The sequence below is a fragment of the Sphingomonas arenae genome, assembly GCF_016924655.1.
Lineage (GTDB): Bacteria > Pseudomonadota > Alphaproteobacteria > Sphingomonadales > Sphingomonadaceae > Sphingomicrobium > Sphingomicrobium arenae.
Window position 1 is genome coordinate 185,398 of record NZ_JAFFJU010000001.1, and the last position, 14,240, is coordinate 199,637.

Below are 14,240 nucleotides of genomic sequence, written 5' to 3' on the forward strand. Positions count from 1 at the left end.
GGCCCGCACCGGCGTGGCGCTCCCCTACATAAGAGCGCCGGTGCGGTCAACGGCGAAGCGTCACCGCTGACACCTGGAACAATGCCACGTCGAACGTCCGCCCTGAGCGAAGCGCTTCACGGTGCCGCCGCAGCGACAGGACTCCCCCTCCCGGTCGTAGACCGCGAAGCTCTTGGAGAAGTAGCCGAGCTGCCCGTCCGGCTGGGCATAGTCGCGCAGAGTCGATCCTCCGGCCTCGATGGCTTCCTCCAGCACCGCGTGAATGGCCGGCACCAGTCGCCGGATCCGCTCCAGCGACACCCGTCCTCCCGCGCGGTTAGGGCTGATCCCGGCCCGGTGTAGCGCCTCGCACACGTAGATATTGCCGAGGCCCGCGACGATTCGCTGGTCGAGCAGCAGCAGCTTGATCGCCGCCTGTCGGCCACGAAGCCGTGCGTGCAGATCCTCGCCCGTCAGGTCGAACGGCTCCGGCCCCATCGCAGCAAACGCCGGCCACTCCGCGACCGCATTGGTCGGCAACAGGTCGACCGAGCCGAACCGGCGTGGGTCGTTCAGCGCGAGTCGGTGCCCGTCCTCCGTCTCGATCAACAGGTGGTCGTGAGTGTCCAGCTCGGCCGGATCGATCCGCCAACGCCCCGACATGCCCAGGTGGAACACCAACGTGTCGCCGCGGTCCGTGTCGACCAGCCCGTACTTGGCGCGCCGCCCCAAGCCGGTGACCACGGCCCCGGTCAGCCTCTGTCCGAGATCCTCGGGAAACGCCCGCCGCATGTCTCCCCGGCGCGGCTCCACCCGCACCAGCCGCCGCCCTAGCAGGATGCGCTCCAGTCCGCGAACGGTGGTTTCGACTTCGGGGAGTTCCGGCACGGAAGGCCATATGGCGCGCGGCGTGCCGGCCCGCTAGAGCCCCCGCCATGCAGGAAAAGGTGAACTTCGGCGACCAGCTCGTCACCCCCGAGGAGAAGACCCGCCGGGTCGGCTCGGTCTTCTCGTCGGTGGCGCGTCGCTACGACGTGATGAACGATCTCATGAGCGGCGGCATGCACCGCTTGTGGAAGGACCGGTTCGTCAATCGCGTGAAGCCGCAGCGAGGCGAGCAGATCCTCGACATGGCGGGCGGCACCGGCGACATCGCCTTCCGCATGGCCAAGCGCGGGGCGCTGGTCACGGTTTCGGACATCAACGCCGACATGCTTGGCGTCGGGCAGGAGCGCGCCGAGAAGCGCGGCATCGCCGGGCTGACCTGGCAGGTCGAGAATGCCGAAACGCTCAGCTTCGCGGACAAGAGCTTCGACGCCTACACGATAGCCTTCGGGATCCGGAACGTGACGGATATCCCCGCCGCCCTGCGCGAAGCCCACCGGGTTCTTCGCCGCGGCGGCCGCTTCTTCGTCCTGGAGTTCTCGACCAGCGAATGGCCCGGCTTCGGCGAAGCCTACGAACTTTATGCCGACAAGGTCATCCCCCGGATCGGCAAAGCGGTCGCGGACGACGAGGAAAGCTATCGCTACCTGGTCGAGTCGATCCGCCGCTTTCCCCGGCCGGACGCCTTCCGGGCGATGATCGCCGACGCCGGTTTCGTCCGCACCCACGTCGAGCCGCTGCTCGGCGGGCTGGTCTGCATCTGGTCGGGTTGGCGGATTTGACCACGGCCGTCACGCACCTCTGGCGACTGCTTAAGTGGGGGCGAACGCTCGCCAAGCATGGCGCGCTCCAAGGCATCGAGCGCGACCCGCTGACCCCGCCGCCCGTTCGCCGGCTCGTGAAGCTCGCCCGCTTCGGCGCGCGGGTGCCGGCGGAACCGGACTATGCCACTGCGCTGCAGGCGATCGGCCCTGCTGCGATCAAGCTCGGGCAGGCGCTGGCGACCCGCCCCGACCTTGTCGGCGAAAAGGCCGCACACAACCTCTTCGCACTGCAGGACTCTCTTCCCCCCGCGCCGTTTCCGCTGATCCGGCAGGCCGTCGAGCAGGCGCTCGAAGCGCCGCTGGAGAAGCTCTTCCTCGAGTTCGACGAGATCCCGGTCGGCGCCGCCTCCATCGCGCAGGTCCATCGCGCGGTCACGACGGAGGGCCGGCAGGTCGCCGTCAAGGTGCTGCGACCGGGGATCGAAGAGGAGTTCGCGCAGGCGCTGGAAACCTACGAATGGGCCGCGGCGCACGTCGAAGTTCATGGCGGGGACGAGGCGCAGCGGCTCCGACCCAAGATGGTCATCGCGCACTTCAAGCAGTGGACCCGGCGCGAGCTCGACCTTCAGCGGGAGGCGGCGTCCGCGTCGGAGCTCAAGCAGAACATGGTCGCCGAGCCCGGCTTCTACGTGCCGGAGATCGACTGGCGCCGGACGGCACGCCGCGTGATGACGCTCGAATGGCTGGACGGGATCAAGCTGTCCAAACGTGACGACCTCATCGCGGCCGGCCATGACCTGCCACATCTCGCCGGCACCCTGGTGCGGGCCTTCCTGCGCCAGGCGGTGATCGACGGCTTCTTCCACGCCGACCTGCACCAGGGAAATCTGTTCGCCCTGCCCGACGGCCGGATCGCCGCGATCGACTTCGGGATCATGGGCCGAATCGACCGTCGCGCGCGTCGCTGGTTGGCCGAGATCCTGTACGGCCTCATCACCGGCAATTACCAGCGCGTCGCCGAAATCCACTTCGAGGCGCAGTACGTGCCGAGGCACCACAGCGTCGCCGAGTTTACCACGGCGCTACGTGCCGTCGGTGAGCCGATGCGCGGTCTGCCCGTCAAGGAGATCAGCGTCGGGCGGATGCTCGAAGGCCTGTTCACCATCACCCGCGACTTCGACATGCCGACTCAGCCGCACCTGCTGCTGCTGCAGAAGACGATGGTGATGGAAGAAGGCGTCGCGACCTTTCTCGACCCGGACATCAACATGTGGGAATCGGCCGAGCCTTTCCTGCGGGAATGGATCCGGACCGAACTCGGGCCCGAGGCCTATTATGCGGACCGGATCACGCATTGGGTGCGGACGTTCAAGAAGCTGCCGGACCTGGTCGACCGCATTGACCACTATTTCCCGGCACCGGGGGCCGCTCCTCCACCGATCCCGCATGCGGAAGTCGAGGTCACTCAGTTGCCGACGCCGCGCTGGCGCGACCTGCTGATCGCCGCCGTGGCGGCAGCCGGAGGAGCCGCAGCCGTCCTGCTGCTGATCTAGGCGGCCGCCACCGCCCGGCGGCGCGACCGCCGCAGCGCGACCCCCACCCCTGCAAAGCCCAGCAGCAGCATGGCCCAGGTTCCCGGCTCGGGCACGGCCGTGGTCGCCGGAGTGTAATCGTAGGTCAGCTTGTAGCTGGTCCAGCCGCAATAATCCTCGCTCTCCTCGTAAGGTCCCCACGGACCGAAGCACGCGCCGGCGAGCGGGATGAGGTTGGGCGAGCCGGGTGTGTTGATTGTCGTGTCCGCGCCTGACGGATCGAAATACCCCATGTCGTACCCGTTCAGGACGATGTGGCCGCCCAGGAACGCGCTGGGATCGAGGGCCAGGCTCGCCGCGCCGGTTCCCTCCACCCCGAAGAACCCAAAGGCGAGGCCATCCTCCAGAAACTCCAGCAGGACCGCCGTACTTCCGGATCCGAGCAGCGGCACAAAGACGTCCACTCCTCCGGTCGCGCTCGATCCGGGAAGAACCCACTGACCGTTCACGCTCCAGTCCACGACCGTCGAGACGGGCTCGTCCGAGGGCGTGCTGATCACCCAAGCCCGCGGCCGGAACAGCTGCACCTCAAGGGTGACGCTGTTCAGCGTGCCGAGCGAACTATCGAACGGGTCGAACCCGCCGAGGATGAGTTCATTGTCGGTCTGCACCAGCGTGGCGGCAGAGGCCGGAAGCGATGCGCCGCCGATCACCAGCGCAGCCAGACAAGCGAGTCCCCTCATTCACTTACCCCCATCGGCGATTCCGTCGCTCTTGGACGTCGGAGGCTACCGAACAACAAGGAAGTTACAAGAGGTTCGCTTCGCAAATGCTAAACCTGTGTTGCTGATTCACCATGGTAAATGCTAAGTAAACCTGTTTTCAGGCCGACTCGCGTCCTTGATCGTGTTCGAGGAGTTCGGCCGCATGGAAGCACAGTGAACAGGGAGGCATGAGATGCTCAGGTCAATTGGAGCGGCTTCCGCCGCCCTCGCTCTTGCATGCGCTCCGCAGGTCGCGGAAGCATCGGTCATCGTCCTCGACTTCGAAGGTGTCGGCGACCAGGTCAGCGTCGGCGAGTTCTACAACGGCGGAACCGACGGTGCCGGCAACAGCGGAACCAACTACGGCGTCAGCTTCTCGACAACATCGCTGGGCATCATCGATCAGGATGCGGGCGGCTCCGGCAACTTTGCCAATGAGCCGTCCCCGAGCACGGTCCTCTTCTTCCTGAGCGGCGGCGCGGCCACGATGAACTATGCGGCCGGCTTCGGGACCGGCTTTTCGTTCTTCTACTCCAGCAGTGCATCGCTCGGAGGCACGATCAACGTCTACGAGGGACTGAACGCCACGGGCGCCCTCCTGGCTAGCCTGACGCTCTCTCCCAATGGCGGCACCTGCAGCGGTGATCCGAGCGGCTTCCCGTTCTGCACCTGGACCAACATCGGCGTCGGCTTCAGCGGGATCGCCCGGTCAGTGGACTTCGGCGGCACCGCCAACCAGATCGCGTTCGATAACATCACGCTCGGTTCGACCACCGCAGGCGGTGGCGGAAACGCGGTTCCCGAACCCGGGACATGGGCGATGATGCTGCTGGGCTTTGGCGCGATCGGCTTCACGCTCCGCCGCCGTGCAAGGCGCGGCGAGCTCGCACAAGCCGCCTGACAAGAGGGAAAGACGTCAGCGTACCGGCCGTGACCTCCGTTCACGGCCGGTTCAAGCCGCATGGAGATAACCGCCTGCGGGCAGGGGCTGTTTTGTTGGAGAGTCCCACATGTTCTCCCCTCGCGTTCGGACCGCCGTGCTGGCGGTGCTTGGCAGCCTGACCCTCGGCGGCTGTGCCACCTATGCCGATCCCTATTACGGCGGCGTCTCTGTCGGATACGGCAGCCGCTACGGCTATGGTGATCCATACTACGGATCCAATTACGGCTACGGCTATGGCGATCCCTATTACGGGTCGCAGTACGGCTATGGCTACGGCAGTCCGTATTACGGTCGCAGCTATCCCCGGACCGGCTGGTACAACGGCTACTATTATCCCGGCACGGGCGTGTACGTGTACGATCGCAATCGCCGGGCCTACCGCTACAATGACGTCCAGCGCCGCTACTGGGGCAATCGGGACGTGCGCGAGGATCGCCGCGAGGTTCGGCAGAACCGCCGGGCCTACCGCGTCGAACGCCGGGACGACCGTCAGGAGTACCGGCAGGAACGCCGCTCGGACCGCCAGGCCGTTCGGCAGGGCCAGGTCACGCGCGAGCAATATCGCCAGGACCGCCGCGCCGACCGGCGCGAGTACCGGCAGGACAAGCGCAAGGACAAGCGCCAGCTGCGCCGGGAAAACCGCCGCGACCGGCGCGACTGAGGGACCGGCCCGGGCCGCTTACTGCGCGGCCTGGGCCTGAACCTTGTCTCCGGTGCGTAGGTCGAAGTCGCTGGCATCGTGCCGTTCCCGCAGCTGCTCGTGCGGCTCGCCGCTCGTGCGGTTCACCATGCGGCCGCGTTGAACACCCGGCCTCTCCAGCAACTGCTTCGCCCAGCGCTGGACGTGCTCGTACTCATGAGTCGCCAAGAAGATGTTGGCGTCGCCATAGACCTGCCCAAGCGCAACCGCCCCATACCAGGGCCAGATCGCCATGTCGGCGATCGTGTATTCGTCACCCGCGATGAACTCGCTGGTTGCCAGGCGGCGGTTCAGCACGTCCAGCTGCCGCTTGGCCTCCATGGCATAGCGGTTGATCGCATATTCGATCTTCACGGGCGCATAGGCATAGAAGTGCCCGAACCCGCCGCCAAGGAAAGGCGCCGAACCCATCTGCCACATCAGCCAGGACAGCGTCGCCGCCCGTTCCGCACCTTCCGTCGGCAGGAAGGCGCCGAACTTTTCCGCCAGGTAGATGAGGATGGCGCCGCTCTCGAACACGCGCACGGGCTCCGGCCCTGACCGGTCCACCAGCGCCGGGATCTTGCTGTTCGGATTGACCTCGACAAAGCCCGACGAAAACTGGTCGCCTTTCATGATGTCGATCAGCCAGGCATCGTATTCGGCTCCCGAGCGACCGGCGGCCAGCAGTTCCTCCAGCAGGATCGTCACCTTCTGTCCGTTCGGAGTGCCCAGCGAATAGAGCTGCAGCGGGTGCTTCCCCACCGGCACTTCCTGCTCGTGAGTCGGCCCTGCGATCGGCCGGTTGATGCTGGCGAACCGGCCACCGCTTTCGCTCTCCCACGTCCAGACCTTTGGCGGCGTGTAGTCGGTGTCGGCCATTCATTGTCTCCTTGCTGAGGTCCGGAGCTAGGAAGCCTCCGCTCCGCTTTCCAGCGGGACACCCGAACGTTCCGGCAGAATAACCTTTGCTGCTCCCGGGCGAGCCCCCGCGTTGAGGCCGCAGGAGGATGCAAATGAGCAACCGTGACCAGAACCGGCGCGACAATGACGCGCTGCAATCGAGTGAGGCCGACGCCGCCTTGGGTGACGACGAACGGGCCTTCGGAGCGGGCGGTCAGCAGACCAGCGGACCGCTCTCGAGCGACGATGACCGGAGCGACCGCGATCCGGACCGCGACACGACGATTCCAGAAACGGCGTCCGCCCGAGGTGACCAGCAATGACCAGCGGCAAGCACGACAAGGGTCCCAGCCCCTTCCAGGACGATCTCGAGCGCAATCCTGGCATCGGCCAGTCGAAAGGCGGCACTGGGCCCGAGGACCTCGATGGCGACAACACGATCGAGGGCGATATCGAGAATGACGTCGATCCACGCACCGGAGCGGTTCGCGAGGACCAGCTCGGCCACACCAATAGCTAGGGAGCACTGCCATGCGCACCAACAGCGGCGCCGGTGAGGCGAAGAACAACAATCACGATCCGACCCTGCGCGATCATGAAGGTGGCAAGGGCCCGGCTCGAACTGCGCTTCGTGACCGGGAGTTCGACGAGAAACCCAAGGCTCCGGCTGACCACAGAGGAGCTCGCAAGTGACTGACCACAAGAAGAAGGGCGACTTCGATCAGGCCCGCAAGCATGACGTGGGCGGCAACCAGAAGGCCCATGCCAAAGGCGAAAGCGACAGCCGCACGGGCAGCAAGCAGAACGCCGGCCACGGCGGACACAAGTAGGTCTCGCACAGACCACCGCTTGCCGAGGGCCATCGCCAGCCGCTAGTCGGCGGTGATGGCCCGAGTGCTGCTCATCGTCGGCGGAGGAATCGCCGCCTTCAAGGCGAGCGAACTCATTCGTCTGCTGCGCCGGAACGGTCACTCGGTGACCCCCGTACTGACCGCGGGCGGTGCGCACTTCGTGACGCCAATGACGCTTGCCGCCCTAGCCGAAAGCCCTGTCTACACCTCGCTCTGGGATCTCAAGGACGAGACGGAGATGGGCCACATCCAGCTCTCTCGCGCCGCCGACCTGGTGCTCGTTTGCCCCGCGACCGCCGACTTGTTGGCAAAGTTGGCGGCCGGCATCGCCGACGACCTCGCGACGACATTGCTGCTCGCGACCGACAAGCCCGTGGCAGTCGCCCCGGCGATGAACGTCCGCATGTGGCAGCATGCCGCGACCCAATCCAACATCGCCACGCTGAAAGCCCGCGGCATCCAGGTGATCGAGCCCGTCGAGGGCGAGATGGCCTGCGGCGAATATGGCCCGGGACGATTGCCGGAGCCGGGGGAGATCCTTGCGCACCTGGATCTTGCAGGCTCCACGCTCGTGCCGAGCGGAGGCGAAGCCGCAATTGAGGCGCGCCTGGACCAACGCCCCCCGACTACGCTCGGGACGAGTGGGTCTCTTGTGGGGAGACACATCCTCATCACCGCCGGACCCACCCATGAGCCGATCGACCCGGTCCGCGTCATCGCCAACCGCTCGTCGGGCAAGCAGGGCTTCGCCATCGCCGCCGCAGCTGCGCGCGCCGGTGCACGCGTGACCCTGGTCGCAGGCCCCGTCAGCCTCCCGACGCCCGGCGGAGTTGCTCGCATCGACGTGGAAACAGCTGACCAGATGCTTGCGGCCGTCGAGGCCGCGCTTCCCTGCGACGCGGCGATCCTGGTGGCTGCAGTGGCCGACTGGAAGGTCGATCCCTCCCCGACCAAGCTTAAGAAGGGCGACGGACCGCCCTCCATTCAGCTCCTCCCGAACCCCGACATCCTGGCGACCCTTGCCCAGCACCCGCTCCGCCCGCGCCTGCTGGTCGGTTTTGCGGCCGAAACCAATGACCTGCTTCCCAACGCGTCCGCCAAGCGAGAGCGCAAGGGCGCCGACTGGATCGTCGCCAACGACGTGTCCGGTGACGTGATGGGAGGCAGCCACAATCACGTCCACCTGATCACTCGGGACGGCACCGAATCTTGGGACAGCGCGCCCAAGGACGAGGTCGCCCGCCGTTTGGTCACCCGTATTGCCGAGGAACTCGAACCCGAATGATCCACATCCAGATCGCCCGCCTGCCCCACGGCGAGGGCCTGCCCCTGCCTGCCTACTCAACGCCCGGCTCAGCCGGCATGGATGTGGTCTCCGCCGAGGATCTCGACCTGGCCCCAGGCCAACGCCACGCGGTCGCCACCGGCCTCAAGGTCGCCATTCCCGACGGGTACGAGATTCAGGTCCGCCCCCGCTCCGGCCTTGCACTCAAGCACGGCATCAGCGTGCCGAATACGCCTGGCACGATTGACAGCGACTATCGCGGCGAACTCAAGATCATCGTCATCAACCACGGCTCCGAGACCTTCCCCATCCGCCGCGGCGAGCGCATCGCCCAGCTCGTCCCGGCCGCCGTGACGCAAGCCGGCTGGGACGAAGTTGAGGAACTCGACGAGACCCACCGGGGCACCGGTGGGTTCGGCAGCACGGGTAGGTAGACGAAGCAGGTTCCGCTCGTGCCGACCGGAGGCGCAGCCGAAGTCGAGTTGCGCTTGGACCAACGCCCCTGGACTACGCTCGGGACGAACGAGACACAGATGACCTTCTCCGACGAAGAACTGACCCGCTACGCCCGCCACCTCGTCCTGCCCCAGATCGGCGGGCAGGGACAGCAGCGACTCAAGGCGGCGCGGGTCTGCGTCGTCGGCGCGGGCGGCATCGGCGCGGCGGTCGTACCCGCGCTGGCTGGAGCGGGCGTCGGCAGCCTGACCATCATCGACGGCGACACGGTCGACCTCTCCAACCTGCAGCGCCAGCCCCTCTACCGCTCGCGCGACATCGGCGAGCCTAAGGCCGCCCTTGCCGCCCAGTTCGTGCGCCGCCTCAACCCCTTCGTGGAGGTTCGCCCCATCGAGCGACGCATCGACAAGCTCAATGCTCCCGACCTGCTCGCCGGCCACGACCTCATCCTCGACGGCACCGACAATTTCGCGACCCGCCTGACCGTCAGCGATGCCGCGGTGAAGCTCGGCATCGCGCTCCTGTCCGCCGCCGCCGTGCAGTTCCAGGGGCAGGTCGGCTTGTTCCGGGGCAAGCCCTGTTACCGCTGCTTCGTCGGCGATGCGCACGACACCGACGACTGCGACACCTGCGTCGAGCTTGGCGTGCTCGGCGCGCTGACCGGCACGGTCGGCAATTTCGCGGCGCTGATGGCTATCCGGATGCTGGCCGGCGCCGGAGACGACCCGGCGGGCAAGCTCCACCTGTTCGACGGCCTGACTGGCGAATGGCGGCAGATGCGACTCCCGGCCGATCCGGGCTGCCGAACCTGTGGAGAACAGCGGTCACCCTGAGCTTGTCGAAGGGTGGTGAGCACGCTTCGACATGCTCAGCGTGAGCGCAAGGTCATCAGGCCTTCTTCTTCCGTGCCGGAGCCTTCCGCTTACCCTTGCCCTTAACCGGCCCCTTCGCAGCCTTGGCACTGATCAGCTCAATCGCTTCCTCCAGGGTGACCGTCTTCGGGTCAGCCCCCTTCGGCAGGGTCGCGTGCGTCGTGCCGTCGCTCACGTAAGGCCCGAACCGACCTTCCAGCACCTTCAGTTCCTTCGCCGTCTCCGGATGCGCACCCAGCACCGCGAGCGGCTCGCGAGAACCACCCCGTGCCTTGCCGCCCCCGTTGGCCGCATCCGCCAGCTTCGCGACTGCCGCGTTCATGCCGGTCTCGAACACTTCCGCGGTCGACGACAGCCGCGCATACTTGCCTTGGTGCTGCAGGTACGGCCCATAGCGGCCGATGCTCGCCAGGATCGGCTCGCCGGTCTCCGGATGATTGCCGATGGTACGTGGCAAGGACAGCAGCTTCTCGGCCCACTCGAGGTCCACGTCACCGAGCGGCACGTCCTTCGGGATCGACGCCCGCTTCTCGCCCTGCTCCACGTAAGGCCCGAACCGGCCCGATTTCAGCAGAATGCCGTTGCCAAGCTCCTGCGGACCGTCGTTCGCCGCCTCCTCGGCCCCGCCCTGCCCGAACTTCCGCGTGTACTTGCACTCAGGATAGTTGGAGCAGGCAACGAAGGCACCGAACTTGCCACCACGCAGAGCCAGCCGCCCGTTGCCGCAATTCGGGCAGATGCGCGGATCGCTGCCGTCCTCCTTCTCCGGGAAGAGGAAGGGCGACAGGAACTCGTCCAACGCGGCCGTCACCTCTGATGGCTTCTGCTCCATGACCTCGCCCGCCTTGGGCTTGAAGTCACGCCAGAAGGCCTCGAGCAGCTTCTGCCAGTCGAGCCGCCCGCCCGACACGTCGTCCAGCTCCTCCTCGAGCTCGGCCGTGTAGTCGTAGCTGACATATTTCTCGAAGAAGCGCTCCAGGAAGGCGATCACCAGCCGGCCGCTCTCCTCGGGGATGAAGCGGTTCTTCTCCAGCCGGACATAGTCGCGGTCCTTCAGCGTCTGCAGCGTCGCGGCGTAGGTCGAGGGCCGACCGATGCCGAGCTCCTCGAGCCGCTTGACCAGGCTGGCCTCCGAATAGCGCGGCGGGGGCTGGGTGAAGCTCTGCACGGAATCCACGCCGACCTTGGCCGGCACGTCGCCGCGGCTGAGGTGCGGCATCCGCGCGCCCTCCTCGTCCTGCGGATCATCGCGCCCCTCATCGTACAGCGCCATGAACCCGGGGAAGAGCACCACCTGCCCCGTCGCCCGCAAGGTCGCCCGTCCCGCGCCGTCGGTCAGCTCCACCGTGGTCCGCTCCAGCCGCGCGGAGGCCATTTGGCTGGCCAGAGCCCTATTGTAGATCAGCTCGTAGAGGCGGGCATGGTCCCCGCTCGCCGCTTTGGCGCGAGAGAAGTCCGTCGGCCGGATCGCTTCGTGCGCTTCCTGCGCGTTCTTCGCTTTGCTGGAGTAATGCCGCGGCTTGTCGGGCAGGTAGCCGGCATCATAACGATCCGCGACAGCCTTCCGCGCCGCGCTGATCGCCTCGCCGGCCATCTGCACGCCGTCCGTACGCATGTAGGTAATCGCGCCGTCTTCATAGAGCTGCTGCGCCACCCGCATGGTGTGGCTGGCCGAGAAGCCGAGCTTGCGCGCCGCTTCCTGCTGCAGGGTCGAGGTCGTGAACGGCGGCGGCGGGTTCTTCGACAGCGGCTTGGTTTCGGTCGAGGTGACCGTGAACCGTCCCGCCTCGACAACCGCGCGCGCCGCGTCGGCCGAGCCCTTGTCGCCAATGGTCAGCCGGTCGATCTTCTTGCCGTCGAGCCCGACCAGCCGTCCGGTGAAGCGCTGGCCATCCTTCTCGAACTGCGCGCTGACTGTCCAATATTCCTGCGGCCGGAACAGCTCGATCTCGCGCTCCCGGTCGACGATCAGCCGCAGCGCCACGGATTGCACGCGGCCCGCCGACTTCGCTCCGGGCAGCTTGCGCCACAGGATCGGGGAGAGGGTGAACCCGACCAGGTAATCGAGCGCCCGCCGGGCGCGATAAGCGTCGATCAGGTCCTCATCCAGCTCGCGCGGTCGGGCCATCGCCTCCGTCACGGCCGACTTGGTGATGGCGTTGAACGTCACCCGCTCGACCTGCTTCGGCAGCGCGCGGCGCTTCTTCAGCACTTCCTGCACATGCCAGCTGATCGCCTCCCCCTCGCGATCGGGGTCGGTCGCCAGGATCAGCGCGTCCGCCTTCTTCGCCTCGTCCGTGATGGCCTTCAGCTGCTTCGCCTTGTCCGGATAGGTCTCCCACTCCATGGCGAAGCCCTCGTCCGGGTTCACCGACCCGTCCTTTGGCGGCAGGTCGCGCACATGCCCGAACGAGGCGAGCACACGGTGACCCGCTCCCAGATATTTCTCGATGGTCTTCGCCTTGGCGGGCGATTCGACGACAACCAGCTTCACTTCGAACATTCCTCACGCATGCGTACGAGGGTGGGGAGCGCTCCCCGGCCGCGTCAAGCCGCCTGCAGGCTGACCTTGCCGCCCGCATGACGGTCGAGCCGTCCAGCCAGGTCCAGCTCGAGCAGCACCAGCTGCACCGCGCCCGCGGAAAGCCCCGACAGGCGAACGATCTCGTCCACTGGCGCCGGAGATGGTCCAAGCAGTTCTTCCACCGCCTGCCGCTCGGACGCGTCAGGCTCGGCCGGGCTCTCGGGCGACAGGGGTTCATACATGGACCTCGGCGACGCCACCCCACCGGCCATGGGCCGGATGAGCTCCAGCACGTCCGCGGCATTCTGGATCAAGGTCGCTCCATCCCGGATCAGCCCGTTGCAGCCCTGCGCCCGAGGATCGAGCGGCGACCCAGGTACGGCCATCACCTCGCGCCCCATCTCAGCGGCGAGCCGCGCCGTGATCAGCGAGCCGGATCTCGGCGCCGCCTCCACCACCACCGTGCCTGCGCTGAGCCCGGCTATGATCCGGTTGCGATAGGGAAAGTGGCGGGCCCGCGGCTCGGTCCCCGGCGGCATCTCGGCCAGGACCAGCCCACGCTCGAACAGCTGCCGCTGCCGGGTCTCGTTCTCCGGCGGGTAGAAGATGTCGATCCCGCCTGCGATCACGCCAATCGTGCCGGTCTCGAACGCGCCGTCGTGCGCGGCCGTGTCGATGCCGCGGGCGAGGCCGGACACGACTACCACGCCCTCCTGGCCGAGGTCGTGCGCAAGCTGGCGGGCGAAGCGGCAGGCGGCGGCGCTGGCGTTGCGCGCACCGACGATCGCCACCAGCGGGCGGTCCAGCAGCTGCAGGTCGCCCTTGGCCACGATCAGCGGCGGAGCATCGTCGATCTCGGCCAGCGCACCCGGATAGAGCCCCTGCCCAAGGGCTAGGTAGCGCGCGCCGAACGCCTCCACCTTGGCGACCTCCGCCCGGGCAACCGCTTCCGGACAGAGCGCAGGCGCCTTCCCACCACCCCGGCGAGCCAGGTCCGGAACGGCGGCCAGCGCTGCTTCTGCACTTCCGAACCGCGTGATCAGCTGGCGATAGCTGACCGGACCGATGCTCGGCGTGCGGATCAGGCGGATGCGGGCGAGCAGGTCCGGTGGGGTCACGCCTCCTTGCTCCCCACGCGCGGTTCGGTGCCGGCGCGCAGGCGGGCGATGTTGGCCTTGTGTTTCCAGATCACCAGGACGGCGAACCCGGCAAGCGCGGGCACCAGCGCCGTCTGTCCGCTCAGTAGAGCGCTGATCGGGGCGCTGGCCGCGGCGCTCATGCCTGCGACCGAGCTGATCCGCGCCAGGAGCAATAGTCCGATCCAGACTCCCGCATAGACCACGGCTCCGGTCGGGAAGAGCACCGCCAGCACGCCCAGGAACGTCGCCACCCCCTTGCCGCCGCGGAACTTGAGCCACACCGGGTAAAGGTGCCCAATCATTGCGCCAGCCGCGGCATAAAGATCCCCGCCCGGCACGAAGCGCTGCGCGATCCACACGGCCGCCGCACCCTTCACCGCATCGAGGATCAGCGTCGCCGCGGCCAGCCCCTTGCTCCCGGTCCGCAGCACATTGGTCGCACCGATATTGCCCGATCCGACCTGGCGAATGTCCCCCTTGCCGGCCAGCCGCGTCAGCAGCAGGCCGAACGGGATGGAGCCGAGAAGATAGCCGATCGCCAGCGCCGAAAGCGCCAGCTGGAGGGTGGTGGACATGGGCGCGGGAAGTAGCAGATGGGGTGGGTTCCGCAAGCAATCGACGCTCGCTACATCCTCCCCGCATTTCCGCGGGGAGGGGGACCGTG

General features: G+C 67.1%; 17 protein-coding genes. 11 read left to right on the plus strand and 6 right to left on the minus strand.

Annotation, left to right across the window (positions count from 1 at the left end; translation table 11 throughout):
• Window positions 1-60: 60 nt before the first annotated feature.
• Window positions 61-867, minus strand: a complete 807-nt coding sequence (gene mutM / locus JT720_RS00910; RefSeq protein ID WP_205478618.1) for a bifunctional DNA-formamidopyrimidine glycosylase/DNA-(apurinic or apyrimidinic site) lyase — start codon at window positions 865-867, stop codon at window positions 61-63.
• A 47-nt stretch (window positions 868-914) separates the two neighbouring features.
• Between mutM and JT720_RS00915 the strand changes: the two genes are divergently transcribed.
• Complete coding sequence (locus tag JT720_RS00915) at window positions 915-1,646, plus strand: class I SAM-dependent methyltransferase (RefSeq protein ID WP_205478619.1); 732 nt, start codon at window positions 915-917, stop codon at window positions 1,644-1,646.
• Window positions 1,643-3,181 carry a 2-polyprenylphenol 6-hydroxylase gene (gene ubiB, locus JT720_RS00920; protein WP_205478625.1) on the plus strand — a complete coding sequence of 513 codons (1,539 nt, stop codon included), beginning with the start codon at window positions 1,643-1,645 and terminating at the stop codon, window positions 3,179-3,181. Before JT720_RS00915 ends, ubiB begins: the two co-directional genes overlap by 4 nt.
• Here ubiB and JT720_RS00925 read toward each other — a convergent pair.
• The gene (locus JT720_RS00925; RefSeq protein WP_205478626.1) at window positions 3,178-3,903 is read right to left on the minus strand and encodes a PEPxxWA-CTERM sorting domain-containing protein; all 726 of its coding nucleotides are present in this window, start codon (window positions 3,901-3,903) and stop codon (window positions 3,178-3,180) included. The two genes, ubiB and JT720_RS00925, sit on opposite strands and share 4 nt — an antisense overlap.
• Window positions 3,904-4,117: 214 nt before the next feature.
• Here JT720_RS00925 and JT720_RS00930 point away from each other — a divergent pair, with 214 nt between their 5' ends.
• Together JT720_RS00930 and JT720_RS00935 are read left to right on the plus strand one after the other, a co-directional pair.
• Window positions 4,118-4,825: a PEPxxWA-CTERM sorting domain-containing protein gene (locus JT720_RS00930; RefSeq protein ID WP_205478627.1), complete on the plus strand. Its 708-nt coding sequence runs from the start codon at window positions 4,118-4,120 to the stop codon at window positions 4,823-4,825.
• Window positions 4,826-4,934: 109 nt separating this feature from the next.
• A complete protein-coding gene (locus JT720_RS00935; protein WP_205478628.1) occupies window positions 4,935-5,528 on the plus strand; it encodes a hypothetical protein in 594 nt (197 codons plus the stop codon).
• An 18-nt stretch (window positions 5,529-5,546) separates the two neighbouring features.
• Here the strand turns inward: JT720_RS00935 and yghU are convergent, their stop codons facing one another.
• Entirely contained in the window at window positions 5,547-6,428 is an 882-nt protein-coding gene (yghU, locus tag JT720_RS00940) for a glutathione-dependent disulfide-bond oxidoreductase (protein ID WP_205478630.1), read from the minus strand.
• Window positions 6,429-6,562: 134 nt separating this feature from the next.
• On the opposite strand from yghU, the gene JT720_RS00945 reads away from it, so the two are divergent.
• The 7 genes from JT720_RS00945 (at window position 6,563) to JT720_RS00975 (ending at window position 9,874) form a co-directional block, all read left to right on the plus strand.
• A complete protein-coding gene (locus JT720_RS00945) occupies window positions 6,563-6,772 on the plus strand; it encodes a hypothetical protein (RefSeq protein WP_205478632.1) in 210 nt (69 codons plus the stop codon).
• Complete coding sequence (locus tag JT720_RS00950; protein ID WP_205478633.1) at window positions 6,769-6,969, plus strand: hypothetical protein; 201 nt, start codon at window positions 6,769-6,771, stop codon at window positions 6,967-6,969. Before JT720_RS00945 ends, JT720_RS00950 begins: the two co-directional genes overlap by 4 nt.
• A gap of 11 nt (window positions 6,970-6,980) precedes the next feature.
• A complete protein-coding gene (locus JT720_RS00955; RefSeq protein WP_205478634.1) occupies window positions 6,981-7,142 on the plus strand; it encodes a hypothetical protein in 162 nt (53 codons plus the stop codon).
• Window positions 7,139-7,279 carry a hypothetical protein gene (locus JT720_RS00960; RefSeq protein ID WP_205478635.1) on the plus strand — a complete coding sequence of 47 codons (141 nt, stop codon included), beginning with the start codon at window positions 7,139-7,141 and terminating at the stop codon, window positions 7,277-7,279. The genes JT720_RS00955 and JT720_RS00960 overlap by 4 nt, the downstream gene beginning before the upstream one ends.
• Before the next feature lie 55 nt (window positions 7,280-7,334).
• Window positions 7,335-8,585: a bifunctional phosphopantothenoylcysteine decarboxylase/phosphopantothenate synthase gene (locus JT720_RS00965; protein WP_205478636.1), complete on the plus strand. Its 1,251-nt coding sequence runs from the start codon at window positions 7,335-7,337 to the stop codon at window positions 8,583-8,585.
• Window positions 8,582-9,019, plus strand: a complete 438-nt coding sequence (dut, locus tag JT720_RS00970; protein WP_205478637.1) for a dUTP diphosphatase — start codon at window positions 8,582-8,584, stop codon at window positions 9,017-9,019. The genes JT720_RS00965 and dut overlap by 4 nt, the downstream gene beginning before the upstream one ends.
• 99 nt (window positions 9,020-9,118) lie before the next feature.
• Window positions 9,119-9,874 carry a HesA/MoeB/ThiF family protein gene (locus JT720_RS00975; RefSeq protein ID WP_205478638.1) on the plus strand — a complete coding sequence of 252 codons (756 nt, stop codon included), beginning with the start codon at window positions 9,119-9,121 and terminating at the stop codon, window positions 9,872-9,874.
• A 55-nt stretch (window positions 9,875-9,929) separates the two neighbouring features.
• On the opposite strand, the gene topA is transcribed toward JT720_RS00975, so the two are convergent.
• The 3 genes from topA to plsY are packed head-to-tail and all read right to left on the minus strand — an operon-like array spanning window position 9,930 to window position 14,151.
• A complete protein-coding gene (gene topA / locus JT720_RS00980) occupies window positions 9,930-12,407 on the minus strand; it encodes a type I DNA topoisomerase (RefSeq protein WP_205480098.1) in 2,478 nt (825 codons plus the stop codon).
• 53 nt (window positions 12,408-12,460) lie between these two features.
• Entirely contained in the window at window positions 12,461-13,555 is a 1,095-nt protein-coding gene (dprA, locus tag JT720_RS00985; protein WP_205478646.1) for a DNA-processing protein DprA, read from the minus strand.
• Complete coding sequence (gene plsY / locus JT720_RS00990; RefSeq protein ID WP_205478653.1) at window positions 13,552-14,151, minus strand: glycerol-3-phosphate 1-O-acyltransferase PlsY; 600 nt, start codon at window positions 14,149-14,151, stop codon at window positions 13,552-13,554. The genes dprA and plsY overlap by 4 nt, the downstream gene beginning before the upstream one ends.
• Window positions 14,152-14,240 lie beyond the last annotated feature (89 nt).

Excerpts from the sequence above, each read along its gene's own strand:
- JT720_RS00955 (WP_205478634.1), top strand. The coding sequence starts at position 6,981 with ATGCGCACCAACAGCGGCGCCGGTGAGGCGAAGAACAACAATCACGAT.
- dut (WP_205478637.1), top strand. The coding sequence starts at position 8,582 with ATGATCCACATCCAGATCGCCCGCCTGCCCCACGGCGAGGGCCTGCCC.
- JT720_RS00935 (WP_205478628.1), top strand. The coding sequence starts at position 4,935 with ATGTTCTCCCCTCGCGTTCGGACCGCCGTGCTGGCGGTGCTTGGCAGC.
- JT720_RS00915 (WP_205478619.1), top strand. The coding sequence starts at position 915 with ATGCAGGAAAAGGTGAACTTCGGCGACCAGCTCGTCACCCCCGAGGAG.
- JT720_RS00925 (WP_205478626.1), bottom strand. The coding sequence starts at position 3,903 with ATGAGGGGACTCGCTTGTCTGGCTGCGCTGGTGATCGGCGGCGCATCG.
- yghU (WP_205478630.1), bottom strand. The coding sequence starts at position 6,428 with ATGGCCGACACCGACTACACGCCGCCAAAGGTCTGGACGTGGGAGAGC.
- JT720_RS00975 (WP_205478638.1), top strand. The coding sequence starts at position 9,119 with ATGACCTTCTCCGACGAAGAACTGACCCGCTACGCCCGCCACCTCGTC.
- JT720_RS00930 (WP_205478627.1), top strand. The coding sequence starts at position 4,118 with ATGCTCAGGTCAATTGGAGCGGCTTCCGCCGCCCTCGCTCTTGCATGC.
- JT720_RS00945 (WP_205478632.1), top strand. The coding sequence starts at position 6,563 with ATGAGCAACCGTGACCAGAACCGGCGCGACAATGACGCGCTGCAATCG.
- JT720_RS00965 (WP_205478636.1), top strand. The coding sequence starts at position 7,335 with ATGGCCCGAGTGCTGCTCATCGTCGGCGGAGGAATCGCCGCCTTCAAG.
- plsY (WP_205478653.1), bottom strand. The coding sequence starts at position 14,151 with ATGTCCACCACCCTCCAGCTGGCGCTTTCGGCGCTGGCGATCGGCTAT.
- JT720_RS00950 (WP_205478633.1), top strand. The coding sequence starts at position 6,769 with ATGACCAGCGGCAAGCACGACAAGGGTCCCAGCCCCTTCCAGGACGAT.